The organism is Cohnella hashimotonis, from assembly GCF_030014955.1.
GTDB lineage: Bacteria > Bacillota > Bacilli > Paenibacillales > Paenibacillaceae > Cohnella > Cohnella hashimotonis.
Genome location: NZ_JAGRPV010000001.1, coordinates 8,132,091 through 8,145,293, shown reverse-complemented (window position 1 = coordinate 8,145,293; position 13,203 = coordinate 8,132,091). Strand labels below are relative to the sequence as shown.

The 13,203-nt window shown below is 55.8% G+C and carries 13 protein-coding genes; 9 read left to right on the top strand and 4 right to left on the bottom strand.

Going from position 1 to position 13,203, the window contains the following annotated elements; all coding sequences use genetic code 11:
- Window positions 1–117: 117 nt before the first annotated feature.
- On the bottom strand, window positions 118–1,164 hold the full coding sequence (locus KB449_RS32550) for an SDR family oxidoreductase (protein ID WP_282912314.1): 1,047 nt from the start codon (window positions 1,162–1,164) through the stop codon (window positions 118–120).
- 115 nt (window positions 1,165–1,279) lie between these two features.
- Between KB449_RS32550 and KB449_RS32545 the strand changes: the two genes are divergently transcribed.
- The 5 genes from KB449_RS32545 (at window position 1,280) to KB449_RS32525 (ending at window position 5,753) form a co-directional block, all read left to right on the top strand.
- Complete coding sequence (locus tag KB449_RS32545; protein ID WP_282912313.1) at window positions 1,280–1,828, top strand: TetR/AcrR family transcriptional regulator; 549 nt, start codon at window positions 1,280–1,282, stop codon at window positions 1,826–1,828.
- Window positions 1,825–2,631: a helix-turn-helix domain-containing protein gene (locus tag KB449_RS32540; RefSeq protein ID WP_282912312.1), complete on the top strand. Its 807-nt coding sequence runs from the start codon at window positions 1,825–1,827 to the stop codon at window positions 2,629–2,631. The genes KB449_RS32545 and KB449_RS32540 overlap by 4 nt, the downstream gene beginning before the upstream one ends.
- 92 nt (window positions 2,632–2,723) lie before the next feature.
- Complete coding sequence (locus tag KB449_RS32535; RefSeq protein WP_282912311.1) at window positions 2,724–3,731, top strand: ABC transporter substrate-binding protein; 1,008 nt, start codon at window positions 2,724–2,726, stop codon at window positions 3,729–3,731.
- Window positions 3,721–4,770 (top strand): FecCD family ABC transporter permease, encoded by a 1,050-nt coding sequence (locus KB449_RS32530; RefSeq protein ID WP_350356259.1) that lies wholly within the window; start codon window positions 3,721–3,723, stop codon window positions 4,768–4,770. The genes KB449_RS32535 and KB449_RS32530 overlap by 11 nt, the downstream gene beginning before the upstream one ends.
- On the top strand, window positions 4,767–5,753 hold the full coding sequence (locus KB449_RS32525; protein ID WP_282912310.1) for a FecCD family ABC transporter permease: 987 nt from the start codon (window positions 4,767–4,769) through the stop codon (window positions 5,751–5,753). The genes KB449_RS32530 and KB449_RS32525 overlap by 4 nt, the downstream gene beginning before the upstream one ends.
- A 27-nt stretch (window positions 5,754–5,780) precedes the next feature.
- Here KB449_RS32525 and KB449_RS32520 read toward each other — a convergent pair whose 3' ends face one another.
- Window positions 5,781–6,683: a diacylglycerol/lipid kinase family protein gene (locus KB449_RS32520; protein ID WP_282912309.1), complete on the bottom strand. Its 903-nt coding sequence runs from the start codon at window positions 6,681–6,683 to the stop codon at window positions 5,781–5,783.
- A gap of 407 nt (window positions 6,684–7,090) precedes the next feature.
- Here KB449_RS32520 and KB449_RS32515 point away from each other — a divergent pair, with 407 nt between their 5' ends.
- The 3 genes from KB449_RS32515 to KB449_RS32505 are packed head-to-tail and all read left to right on the top strand — an operon-like array spanning window position 7,091 to window position 11,279.
- Window positions 7,091–9,199 (top strand): EAL domain-containing protein, encoded by a 2,109-nt coding sequence (locus tag KB449_RS32515; RefSeq protein ID WP_282912308.1) that lies wholly within the window; start codon window positions 7,091–7,093, stop codon window positions 9,197–9,199.
- A 4-nt stretch (window positions 9,200–9,203) separates the two neighbouring features.
- Window positions 9,204–10,868, top strand: coding sequence for a thiamine pyrophosphate-binding protein (locus KB449_RS32510; RefSeq protein ID WP_282912307.1), 1,665 nt, complete (start codon window positions 9,204–9,206; stop codon window positions 10,866–10,868).
- A gap of 18 nt (window positions 10,869–10,886) precedes the next feature.
- Window positions 10,887–11,279, top strand: a complete 393-nt coding sequence (locus tag KB449_RS32505; RefSeq protein WP_282912306.1) for a carboxymuconolactone decarboxylase family protein — start codon at window positions 10,887–10,889, stop codon at window positions 11,277–11,279.
- An 86-nt stretch (window positions 11,280–11,365) separates the two neighbouring features.
- Here KB449_RS32505 and KB449_RS32500 read toward each other — a convergent pair whose 3' ends face one another.
- Window positions 11,366–11,812 carry a DUF2269 family protein gene (locus tag KB449_RS32500; protein ID WP_282912305.1) on the bottom strand — a complete coding sequence of 149 codons (447 nt, stop codon included), beginning with the start codon at window positions 11,810–11,812 and terminating at the stop codon, window positions 11,366–11,368.
- A gap of 21 nt (window positions 11,813–11,833) precedes the next feature.
- Entirely contained in the window at window positions 11,834–12,562 is a 729-nt protein-coding gene (locus tag KB449_RS32495) for an NAD(P)-dependent oxidoreductase (protein ID WP_282912304.1), read from the bottom strand.
- A 147-nt stretch (window positions 12,563–12,709) separates the two neighbouring features.
- Here KB449_RS32495 and KB449_RS32490 point away from each other — a divergent pair, with 147 nt between their 5' ends.
- Entirely contained in the window at window positions 12,710–13,078 is a 369-nt protein-coding gene (locus tag KB449_RS32490) for a winged helix-turn-helix transcriptional regulator (RefSeq protein WP_282912303.1), read from the top strand.
- Window positions 13,079–13,203 lie beyond the last annotated feature (125 nt).

Below are 13,203 nucleotides of genomic sequence, written 5' to 3'. Positions count from 1 at the left end.
ATACCCCCGTCATTACTGTTTTCTCGCCTTCACTCCCTTATCATACAACAAAACACAAAACCACCCGGCATGATGATCCGCGTGGTTATATATCTCCGTTTGCGCTTAGCAGATGGCTTATGACTTCATTTGCCCTTTAATCAACTTCACCATGCTCTTGCCTGTCGCTGCGATTGCTTCTTCGGCCGAACGCGGTTGCCATCCAAGCAGTTGCTTGGCTTTACGGTTGCTCGTCGACATATCTTGTCCCAGGAGCGTTGCAACCATCCTCAATTTAGGATTAAACACCGCCGCTGCACGAACCGCAAGATTCGGAAGCTCTTTTTTCGGTGCGCTTTTGGCGTCGTCGCCCAAGTGTTTTCGTAAAATATTCGCAATGTCCAGCATCGACAGATTTTCCGAACTGGAAGCGATAAACCGCTGTCCGTTCGCTTCAGGACGCAGCATCGCCAGAATGTGCAAATCCGCAACGTCGCGGACATCTACGTAATCGGAATAAATTTTAGGAACGGACTTTAGCTTGCCTTCTATTATCTGGCGGACGATATCATTGGAATGCGAGTAATCGTTGCCCAGGATCGGCCCCATCACCCCGACAGGATTGACGGTTGCAAGCTCCAATCCATGACCTTCGCTGCGGATGAATGCCCAGGCCGCTTTTTCGGCGATCGTTTTAGACTTTTGATAGGGATGGATTTTGGCGTCCGTATTCGACCAATCCTCTTCGGTATAGGGTCCTTTATGATGACTGTGCCCAACGCCGATCGCCCCGAAAGCAGAGGTCAACACAACGCGTTTGACGCCTGCGTCGCGTGCCGCTCTCAACACGCGCAAAACGCCCTCGCGCGCCGGTTGGATCATTTCGTTTTCATCTTTATAGACTTTATTGGGCGTGGGAGAAGCCACATGGATCACATAGTCCGCCCCTTTGACCGCTTCGTCCCAGTTATGATCGGAAGACAAGTCTGCTTGAACGAAATACAAGCCTTCCAAATTCGCCGCGCCGCCTGCCCTCAACATGGCGCGCACTTCATCCTGCCTGTTCATGGTACGAAGCGTCGTTCGCACGCGATATTGTTTCTTAAGCAGCTTCAAAATGATATGAACGGCGATAAACCCCGAGCCGCCGGTCACAAGCGCTAAGGGGGTGTTATTGTTCGACATCGCTATTGCCCCTTCCATTGACGTTACATCTGTAACGGGATTACACTTATTCTAAACCGAAATCGATCAAAAACAAGCGGAAAACAAGCATCTGTGACAGACTGGGGGAAGTGTTATGGCAGCGACCGAACACGCGCAAAACATTAAAAAAGACACAAGAGAATGGATTACTTCTGCTTTGCTGGAGCTGTTGCGGAACAAACCGTTATCAAAGCTAACCATATCGGAAGTCGTCAAAAAAGCCGGCGTCAGCCGGATGGCATTCTATAGGAACTACGATACGCTCGAACAAGTATTGGAGAGATACTACACGCCTCTATTTGCGGATATCTTCAATAAAATCGCGAATAAAAAGAGTCACGAACAAAAAGTAGCCGATTTGACGCGCTTTTTTAATGCCATGACCAAGGATTTTCAGATGGCCATCGAGGGCCATTATACCGATTTGCTCTATCAAATTTTCAAGCTTCATATTACGCAATTCTATGACGAGTTAATTCCCTTTGCGGACTGGACAGGGGCGAAGCGAAGCTACTGGATCGACTTTATGAGCGCCGGCGTTTTCGAGATCTGGCTGATGTGGATCAAAAACGGCCAAAAAGAGACTTTAGATGAGATTTCGGCGCTCATTCGGTTTTTTCATAGAGGGGAACCCTACGCATGAGTTTTCGGCAGATGAACGCCGTTATCCCGCAATTCCAACGCATCGAGATCGCTCGCGATTCCCGCCTGATCATGCCGGAAGCCGGCTTCGAGAAGCTCCTTGTCGTCCGGCAGGGGTACTTGATCGCCATTACGGAGAGCGGCGAAGTGCGGCCCGTGTCGCACGGCTACGCTTGCCATTCGGCCGCCGGCCCCGTCAAGCTCCAGCCCCCCGCCGGCCGGGAGGCGGAATACGCCGTTCTTACCTACCGGATTACGCCGGAAGGCGCCCCGTGGGATTGGAACGGTCCTCAGCGTGTGCTTAGCGAGAATAAGGTTCGCTATATGGTCGACGGATTGCTGCAGGCCCAGGAGGATCAGCAGGGCATGGACGGAGAAGAAGCCGAAGCCCAGCGGTTCCGCAACCGGATGATGCTGGAGCGGATTCTGAGCTTCTTCATGTACGAGAGCCGGCTGAACGAGGAGCGGCGCAATTCGGACGCGCAGATCGAGAAGTCCGTCCACTATCTGGAGGAGCACTACATGCTCAAGCTGACACTGCCGATGCTGGCGGAGCGGGCCGGTTTAAGCACGGGACATTACGGCGTTCTGTTCAAAGAGCGGACAGGCATGACGCCGAGTCGTTATCTGAAGCGTCTTCGCGTCGAGAAAGCGAAGCAATTGTTCGACCAGGGCGAGCGTTCCGCCAGTAAGGCGGCGCAAAGCGTGGGGTTCGCCGATTACTTCCACTTTAGCCGGACTTACAAGGGGCTTACCGGCCTGAGCCCTTCGGAATATATGCACAAACTGGAGGAAATCGAGTAAACAGGCATGCTTTATCCTGCATTTAGACATGTAATTGCTGAAAATGAGATGTTAGAATCAGTGATAATAATTCTCATTATCAGGAGGACAACATGCTGCAACGTATGAAACACTTTTCCGCTCTAAGTCTCATCCTTATGATCGTCCTGACGCTCGCCGCTTGCGGACAAAATAACAAGACGAATTCGGCGTCCAACCAACAAAGGCCCTCCGCGAGCCTGGCGGCTAGCGAGATCCCGTCCTCCAGTTCCTCGGCTAGCGACAATCCGGCATCCGGCCCTCTCACGATCCAGGACGCGCGCGGAGAACTCAAGTTGGAAAAGGTACCTTCGCGAATCGTCGCGATGGACTTCAGCTTCACGGACATGCTGGTCTCGCTTGGGGTACAGCCCGTCGGCATCGCCGATGACGGCAGCGCGGATCTGTTCATGGACACCGTCAAGGAGAAGCTGGGGACCTATACGTCCGTCGGTTCCCGCTATGAACCGAATATCGAATTGATCAGCTCCCTCCAACCGGACCTGATCATTGCGGATATCAACAAGCATGGCGCGGCCTTGGACCAGCTGGGGCAGATCGCACCCGTGCTTGTCCTGGACGACTTCCAGGCGGATTACGACCAGATGCTGAAAAACTTCGATATCATCGCCAAAGCGGTGGACAAGGAGCAGGAAGCCGTCGCGCGGCTGACGCAGCATAATGCGCTGGTGAAGGACACGCAGGAAAAGCTGTCGGCTTCCGGTTTGACCGTGCTCCCTGCCGTCGTGAATCCGAAGGGCTTCTTCGGACACTCGGATCACTCTTATACCGGCTCGATCGTCAAGCTGCTCGGCTTCACGGATCCCCTGGCGAACGAGACGTCCTATCCGGAGCTGACCCTGGAGCAGCTGTCGGAGCTGAACCCGCAATCGTTGTTCCTCATGCCGACGGCGGATGTGACCATCGTTAATGAGTGGGAGAAAAACCCGCTCTGGAGCAAGCTCGATGCCGTAGCCGACAACCGCGTCTTCACGGTCGAGCGCCGCAACTGGTCGCTGTCCCGCGGCCTGCTCGGTTCGGAGCAGATCATGGCGGACATCGCGGCAAATCTTGGTAAATAAACGGATGGGCTGGACGATAAATCCGGACAGGAAGCAGAACCGCGCGACGGTTCTGCTGCTTCTGTTTATCGGCGGCGTCCTGCTGCTCATCCTCTGCTTGATGATGAGCCTCAAGATCGGCCCGGCAGCCATCGGATGGCGCACGATCTTCGACGCGGTGTTCAAGCCCGGCGGCGCCTCCAAGGAAGAGCTCTATATTCGCACGCTGCGGCTGCCTCGCACGGTCGTATCCGCCCTCGTGGGCGCCCAGCTGGCGCTTGCAGGCTTATTGACCCAGCTCGCGACGAAGAACCCGTTAGCCTCTCCCCACGTGTTCGGCATTAATGCCGGCGCCTCGCTTGCCGTCGTGTCGGGGCTTCTGTTCCTGCCGGCAGCCGGACTGCTCTCTTCCGTCGGCTTGGCTTTCACGGGCGCCGTCCTGGGCGCGCTCGTCATCTGGTTCCTGGCCGGCAGCGGCCCCAAGCTGTACGTCACGCTGGCGCTCGCGGGCATATCGGTTCACTTTCTCTTTGCCTCCCTGACGGAGGGAGCGATGATTCTGGCTTCTTATTCGACGGAGAGCATGATCTCCTGGCTGGTCGGATCCGTTAATCACGCGAGCTGGCAGGATGTACGATTGCTCGCTCCCCTATTAGGCGGGGGACTGGCGCTGCTCCTCTGTCTCCTGCCTGCCTTGCGCTTGCTGGAGCTGGACGATGAAGTCGCCGTCGGATTGGGCTCGCGGCTCTATGCCATCCGGGCCCTTTCCATGCTCCTCGTGGTCCTGTTCGCCGGCTCGGCCGTCGCGATCTGCGGGCCAATCGGCTTCGTCTGCCTGATCGTTCCGCATATCGCCCGAGCCTTGCTCGGCCGCGGCAGTTCGCTGAACGTTGTCGTCCCCTTCACGGCGCTGCTCGGCAGCGTGCTGCTGCTAGCCGCAGACGTGCTTAGCCGATGGATTGCTTTTCCGTTCGAATCGCCGGTCGGCATCGTAACGGCACTGGTCGGGGCGCCGGCCTTCCTGTACCTGGCCCGCAGACAAGGAGGCAAGACACGATGAGACGAGGTCTGCTGCTTCTCGCCGCCTTGGCGCTGTTGTTCAATCTCTGCTGGCTCTCGCTGGTCTCGGGAGCCGTGCCGATCGCGCCGTCCCGGGTGATCGGCGGATTAACCGATCCGACTAGCTCGGCTTATTTTATCGTGCACCAGGTTCGTCTGCCGCGCATGCTGGTCGCCGTCTGGGCCGGCTGCGGGCTGGCGGTGGCGGGCGCTGTGCTGCAATCCCTGCTCCGCAATCCGTTGTCCAGCCCGGACGTCATCGGTATTACGCAGGGAGCCAGCTTCGCGGCGGCGGCGGCCATCTATCTGCTGCCCGGCGCGACGGCTGGCGCCCTGCCGCTGTACGCCTTCACCGGCGCGATGCTGTCCTTCTTGATTCTGATCCTGATCAGCCGTCAGCTGACCCTGTCGCCGGCATCGCTCGCGCTGTCCGGCGTCGCGATCGGAGCGGTGTTCCAGGCGGGCATCCAATATTTTATGGTTACGAATCCGACGAACATAAACATGGCGCTGCTGTGGATGACCGGAAGCTTGTGGGGAAGGGGCTGGGATCAGGTCCCTCCGCTTGTCGTCCCGATCACGATCATGTCCGTTATCGCGCTGATGAACGCCAGGAAGCTGGACATCCTGCAGCTCGGCGACGCCCTCAGCCAATCGCTTGGCATGCTGGTGCGAAGAGAACGGCTCTGGCTGCTCCTGCTGTCCGTAGCGATGGCCGGCGTATCCGTCTCGGCCGTGGGCGCGATCGGGTTCATCGGTCTGCTGGCGCCACATATGGCGCGCGTGCTGGTCGGCACCCGCAACCGATGGCGCCTGCCCATGGCGGCGGCGATCGGAGCGGATCTAATGCTGCTCGGCGATCTCTTGGGCCGAACCTTGATCGTTCCCCGCGAGATCCCGGTCGGTATCGTCACCGCGATTATCGGAGCTCCCTACTTTATCTTCCTCCTTCGACGGGAACGCCGGTTGAAGGGAATGGCGTGAGACATGTGGCGGCTTCGGCTTGTCGAACTATGACGTTACAGCGTCCGGCTCGGGCACGAGCACGTCGATATGCCGCGGCAAAATGTCGAGCTCAAGCGGCAGCAGCGGCCCCTCCTCGCCATCCACATTCGTGCCCGCGAGGCTCGGGGAGCTCACCGACACCTGCTTGGCCGTGAAGTAGATAACATCCTTGTGGTCCTGCAGATGACCCCGCAGCAGCGACAGTCCCGCCGTCAACGTACGGAAGAAGCTGAGGTCCTTGACGATGAAGCCGTGGATGAGGCCGTCGTCGACGGCGGCGTCCGGCGCGAGCCGCTCGAAGCCGCCGACCGAGTTCGTCAGCGCGGCGATGAACAGCGGCGATTCCCCTTCCCAGACCGTTCCGTCGTAGCGGATGACGAACGGATGCCCGGGGCGGCCGAGCAGATCCTTTACGCCTTCCTTGAAGTAAGCCAGCGCGCCGAAGCGGGATTTGTCCTCAGACGAGACGGCTGACAAGGTCTCGGCGAGCGGGCCGGCGGCGACGACATTGGCGAACAGCCGCCCGTTCAGCCGGCCGATGTCCACCCGGCGCGTTCTGGAAGACGCAAGCGCGGCGATGGCCAGAGGCGGATCGAGCGGAATATGCAGCGCCCGCGCAAAGTCGTTCACCGTGCCGAGCGGGACGATGCCGAGCCGCGGCCGATGCGCCTGCGCCTCGAATCCGTTGATCGTCTCGTGCAGCGTGCCGTCCCCGCCGATGGACACGACCAGCTCGCAGCCTGCCGCGCATGCCTCTGCGCAGAAACGGGTCGCGTCGCCCTCCGCCTCCGTCTCCTTCACCATCGTCTCGTAGCCCTGCGCGCGCAGCAGCCCGGCGGCGCTGTCCACGAAGGCCGGCGCCTCCTCTTTTCCCGACGAAGGATTCATTATAATGATCGCCTGCTTCATATGCTCGTTCTCCCCTCTTCGATTGACGCATGCCGTACCCTTCGTCTTTACCCGAAGAAGGCAGCCTTTTTACCGCCCCGATGTAAACGCAAACATCTGCATCGCGCCAACTTTTATATTATTTTCTTACAAAACCCAAAATCTAACAGAATTAAATTGACAAAAAACTTTAAGCGTCGGCATAATGAAAACAGAATCGATAAATAGCGGGGTTTCTCATCATTTAAGTAAATTTATTGCAATTTTCTTGATGGAGTAGGGGGATTGCTTTGACGAAAGTATCCTTGATCTCGGAATCTAAACAAAGATGCAAACAACGAGGGATCGATCCCAAGGGGATTCCCTCGTTTTCTAACTTTTTATCGGAAAGCGATTTAAATTTAAAACGGTCCGAGTACGAGGAAATATTGTCCGTCATTGATTTCTTCGTCAACAAAATGCTGGAGCTCATGAAGGGACTTCCGCTGCTGATCCTGATCTCCGACGAGAACGGCTGCATTCTGGAAATGGCCGGGGATGAAGCGATCAAGAGCGTGGTTCAGCAATCGGGCATCAAGGTTGGCCTCGTATTCAACGAGCACGAAGCGGGAACCAACAGCATTAACCTGGTTTTGGATCATCGCGAGCCCATTCAGCTTGTCGGCGACGAACACTATTATGAATTTCTGGGGTCCTCCGCCTGCTATTCCGTACCCTTCCAATATTCAGACATCTCTAATTTGCTCGGCACCATCACGATCATGACGACGATCGATCAGCATAACCCCTTTTTATTGGCGATGCTATGCACGGTCGTAGATTCGATTGAGAGAGAACTGCTGCTGAAAAAGCAAAATAGAAGATTGCATATATTGAACCAAGTGGTCATCGAGACCACGAGAAACGGCATCATTATTACGGATCGGGACGGCAACATTACCGAGTTCAACAAGTTTGCCGAGATTTTAACCGGCTCCAGAAAGCAGGATGTCATTAACAGGCCGATCCCGGATGCCAAGATCAACGACTTCATTAAAGAGGTCCTCCAGACGGGAAAAGATTACGAAGACATCGAATTCATGCTCTGCCCGCTGACGGGACAAGGCGAGCTGGTCTGCCTGTTCGATGCCTTCCCGATTCGCGACGAGAATATGCAGGTCATGGGTGCATTTGCACAATTCCGGGATATCACGGAGCGTTATCATACGCAAAAGCAAATCAATTATTTAGCCTACCATGACGACTTGACCGGTCTGCCCAATCGCAGATTTTTTACCGGGCATATCGATGAATTGCTGAGACACGGGGTGAACGAAAACAGTATCTTCGCCGTCATGTTTCTCGATCTGGACAGCTTCAAGAAGATCAACGACACGCTGGGCCATAACAACGGGGACGCGTTGTTGAAGCTGGTTGCCGGGCGGCTGACGGCTTGCTGCAACGCTCCGGGACAACTTGTATCCAGAATGGGCGGGGACGAATTCACGATCCTCCTGCAGGACATCACGGATCGTACGGAAGCCATTCAGGTTGCGGAGGAGATCATCAGCGCTTTCGAGAAGCCCTTTGCGGTGGACAGCTACGAGTTCTACATCACGGCCAGTATCGGCATTGCCTTCTATCCGCAAGACGGGACGAATGTCGAGATGCTGATGAAAAACGCAGACATCGCCCTTTACCGGATGAAGGACGACGGCAAGAACAACTATAACGTCTTCAAGCCCAATCCGAACAGCGGCGGGATCGAGCGGCTGACGCTGGAGAATTCGATCCGCAAAGCGTTGCAGCTGGGCGAGTTCGTCTTGTATTATCAGCCCCAGATCGACATTCTGACCGGGAAAATCATCGGTACCGAGGCGCTCGTACGCTGGAATCACCCGACGCTCGGCTTGCTTCCTCCGGCCAAGTTCATTCCGATCGCGGAAGAGACGGGGCTCATCGTCCCCCTCGGAGAATGGGTGCTTAGAACCGCCTGCTTACAAAATCAACTGTGGAGAGAAAAAGGATTTGCCCCTATGAGCGTGTCGGTCAATCTCTCCTCTCGCCAGTTTTCAAAGCATGACCTGGTAGAGACCATCAAGGAGATTCTGCTCGAAACCCGCATAGATCCGCAATACCTGGAGCTGGAGATCACGGAGTCGATGACGATGAACGTCGATGTCGCGATCGAGGTGCTCGGCAAGCTGAAGGAGCTGGGCATCCACCTTTGCATCGACGACTTCGGGACGGGCTATAGCAATCTTTATTATTTAAAATTATTTTCGATCGACCGGCTGAAGATCGACCGCTCCTTTGTCAGGGATATCATGACGGATTCGAATGACGCGGACATCGTAGCTACGATCATCGCGATGGCCCACAAGATGGGCATCGACGCGATCGCCGAAGGCGTAGAAACGATGGATCAGCTGGACTTCCTGCGCAGCCAGAATTGTCATGAAGTACAAGGCTTTTATTATCATCAGCCTTTGCCTGCAGAGGAAATCGAGCAATTGTTGGCCCGGTCGTCTGAAGTCAAAACCAATTTGCAAAGGTGATACGATGAAAAAGAGAGTGTATACCCTGCTGGTCGAACACTTCAAAAATTGGGGAATTACTCACGTATTCGGCATCCCTGGAAAGTCCATTTCTCCTCTTATGCTCGAGCTCGAAAGCTATGGCATCGAATATGTGCTGGGGCGTCACGAAGCCGGCAGCGGATTCGAAGCGTCCGGCTACGCGCTGGCGAAAAAAACGATGGGCATTGCGATCGGCACCTCCGGACCGGGCGGAACGAATCTGATTACGGCCGCGGGGCAGGCCAAGGAGTTCCAGCTGCCCGTATTGTTCATCACCGGACAGCCGTCGATGCAGGAGACCGGGCGCGCGTTGAGCCAGGATTCAAGCCAGTTCGGCGCAGATCTGGTCAAGATGTTCGAGCCCGTCACCTTGTTCAGCGCCCGCATCGAGCGGGGGGATCTGCTTTACCTGTACCTGAAGCATGCCTTGGAAAAAGCCTGCACGGGCGAAAAAGGTCCCGTTCATCTGTGCATTCCGTTCGACGTGCTGATGGAGGAGGTGGAGCCCTTCTACCTGCCTCTGCCCGACCATATCTCGCCTGTCGTATCGCGCGACATCGATAAGGCCGTCAAGCTGCTTAACGAGGCCAAGAAGCCGGTTCTCTTTCTGGGCAAAGGCGCCGTCATGTCGGATGCCTATCCCCAATTGCGGACGATTGCCGAGCATTGGGGAATTCCCGTCATGACCACGCCCGGGGGCAAAGGGGCTTTTCCCACCAATCATCCCTTGTACCTGGGCGGGTACGGTCTCGGCGGTTCCAAGCATGCAACCGCATATATGAAGTCCGGCATCGACCTGATGATCGTCGTCGGCAGCAAGCTTTGCGACATGTCGTTGTCCGGTTTTACGGCCGATATGGAGCCCGAGAAGGTTTTGCAATTCGAGTACGACCTGAAGTTCGCAGGCAAGACCATACAGGCGCCGACGCAAATTATCCTTGGCGATATTCACTCCAACCTGACGCAGCTCATTGTGCAGAGCGGAGCGGCGGCCAGGGAGACCGAAATGCTGGCTGGAAGGGCAGAAGCGGCGGCAGCAGCCTCCGCCATGGAATCGATGGAATCGGCGTCCGCTTCCGCGTTATCCGCGGGAACGGCGTTCAGGAGCTTGCGGGCCGCGCTTCCCAAAGATGCCGTTCTTTTCGGGGATGCAGGCAGCCACTCCTTTCACGCGGTGCAAAACTTCGAGATTATCGAGCCCGGGACGTTCTACTTCGATGAAGTGTTCATCGCGATGGGGGCAGCCATCGGCTATGCGATCGGCGCCAAGATCGCGATGCAAGACCGCCCTGTCGTCTGCGTGACCGGCGACGGCTGCATCATGATGCACGGCACCGAGATCTCGACGGCGGTGAACCACGGGATTCCGGTCATTTTCTTCGTACTGAATAATGGGCGTCTGGATATGGTCGAGAAGGGCATGTCCTACAACACGGGGCGCTCCGTCGGCGCTGTCTATGAGCGGCCGCTGGACGTCAGCTTGTTCGCCCAATCCATGGGCGCGTCGGCCTACCGCTGCGAGACCGGATCGGAAATCGAGAACGCCGTTCAATTCGCCTTGCGGTCCAGTACAACGACGGTCATCGAGGTCATGGTGGATCCGCAGGAAATTCCGCCGATTCTGACCAGACTGCTCAGCCTTGATTAAAGCTCACGGAGGATGGACATGGAAACAAATGGTTACGATAAAGGCATCGAAGTGCTGCAGCGCATGGTCAGCGAAGAGACGCTGAACGCCACGGTTAAACGAATGGAAAAATTCAGCCCGGATATGGCCAAGCTGATCGTCGAGTTTCCTTACGGCTCGCTGTATGCCCGGCCGGGCCTGGATTTAAAGCAGAGAAGCCTGCTTACCATTGCAGCTATGATTGCATCGGGCGCGGCATCGCAGCTCGACTTCCATATCAAAGGGGCGCTCAATGTAGGCCTCACGCCCAATGAGATTGTAGAGGCCGTCATGCACTGCGTCTCTTATGCGGGCTTCCCCAAGACGCTGGATGCGATGTTCGTGGTCATGAAGGTGTTTGAGGAGCAGGGGATTACATACGAAGAAGAATGACGCTTAAGGATGACGATTACGGAAGGTGCTTAAGGATGACGCTCAGGCGCCATCCTTTTTTTCTGCCCGACGGAACACGCACTCGCTTAGAACATCGGTTTAACGACCATCAGCACGGTTACGGCCAGGATTAACAGCTGAGCCGTCGTTTCCAAGGGCACCAGTTTTCGCATCGCCAGCCTGACCTCGTCGGATAATTCATGACCTTGGCCTTTGGATGCGGCTTCGATCCGTTGAATACGCGGTTCGATGAATCCCCCGATCGTGACAACGAGTACCAGCGATAACAGGATGGAGAGATTTAGCCACATTTGAGTAAACCCCGCCTTGGCATGAACCATAAGCCAAATGCCGGTGATCACGAGCAATGCGGCGCCAATCTTGGAAATCCAGGTCACCTTGGTCGTCATATCAAAAAAAAAGCGAAGCTGTGCGGCGGTTTTGGCCGATCTGCGGATGATCGGCACCAAGAAGGCCGAGCCGATTACCGCAACCGCGCTGAAAATATGCAATACAAGCAGCAAGGCGAACATGCGATCAACTCCTTTCCTCGATTAGCGAGCCGGCTTCTCTTCCCGATAGGCGAGACCCACCCTTTTTCCTTTATACGGCCCCGCAAGATCCACGTGGGTGAGCATGCAATCCGCGACATCTTCATAGGCGACATCCAGCTCCTGAAGACGGCTGAACAAGTGGCCCGCCAGCTCGTTCTCGGAGAGCGCCTGTATCGTATCAGGAAACGGCAAGGGCAAGGCATCCGTGGTGACATGCAAATGAATCGGCGAGGAATCGGGCTTGGCTTCGACCATCGTTCCCGGACACATCACGGACCAATCCAGTCCGGTCTGCCGCAGACGGTCCAGGTTCCGGTTGTGGTATTGGAAGGTCGGCGGGAAGCCCGGCAGCTCGTTGCCGGTAAGACCGGTATGCGGGATATCCAGCAGCCCGGCGCCTCCCATCATCCATACGCGTCCGGAAAAGAGCGGCTGACGCTCGCACTGGCTGACGATGTTGCCGACGATCGCAATGAATTCTTCTCCCTGACCTGCATGACCGGCGGCGATAACGGCGACGTCCTGATGCGCCAGCGCCGCAAAGACGCTGTCCGGATTCAAAATATCCTGCGCAATTACCTTTACTTGCTTAGCGGACTGCGTGCCTTGCTGCTCATACAGCTTTTCCGGATTGCGTACGAAAGCGGTCATTTCATGCCCCATTCGAACGCCTTGAGCCAGCACTCTTTTCCCCGTATTCCCCGTTGCGCCGAATACAATGATCTTCATCGTATCATTCCTTCTTTCTCCAATTGATTTTTCTCATTCTGTCTCGCTGAATTGACTCAAGCCTATCATGAGACATAAAATCTTGGTAAGAACCCACTTTTTTGTAGGGCACTTACTTCAAAGTAAGCATGGCGGAGGAGGGTTAGGATGGAAGCGAACGCTGAAACTGCGGCAGAGCGGAAATGTCCCATTGAAACGGTGATGCATTTGTTGGGCGGAAAGTGGAAGCCCTTGATCTTGTGGCATTTGTTAGAAAACACCAGACGATTCAGCGAGCTGGAGAAGCTGATTCCCGAAGTGACCCAGAAAATGCTGGCGCAGCATTTGCGGGAGCTGGAAGCCGACAGATTGGTGACGCGGACGATTTACCCCTCGGTTCCTCCAAAAGTGGAATACATGCTGAGCGAATATGGAAAAACGATGGTTCCGGTTTTGGAAACGATGTGCGCCTGGGGAGAAAACCATAATCGTTTGAACCTGGGGCCGGCTTCCCCAATCACCGCACAATCTGTGTAGAGGTTCCGGCAACGAAAAAAAATGCGGTCACCCTGAGAGACACCGTTAAGGTGCTCAAATGGCTCCGCAAAGAAAGTAAAGGTCGCAGCTATATCGTTCATAGACGTCTGCAGCTTGCTCGAATT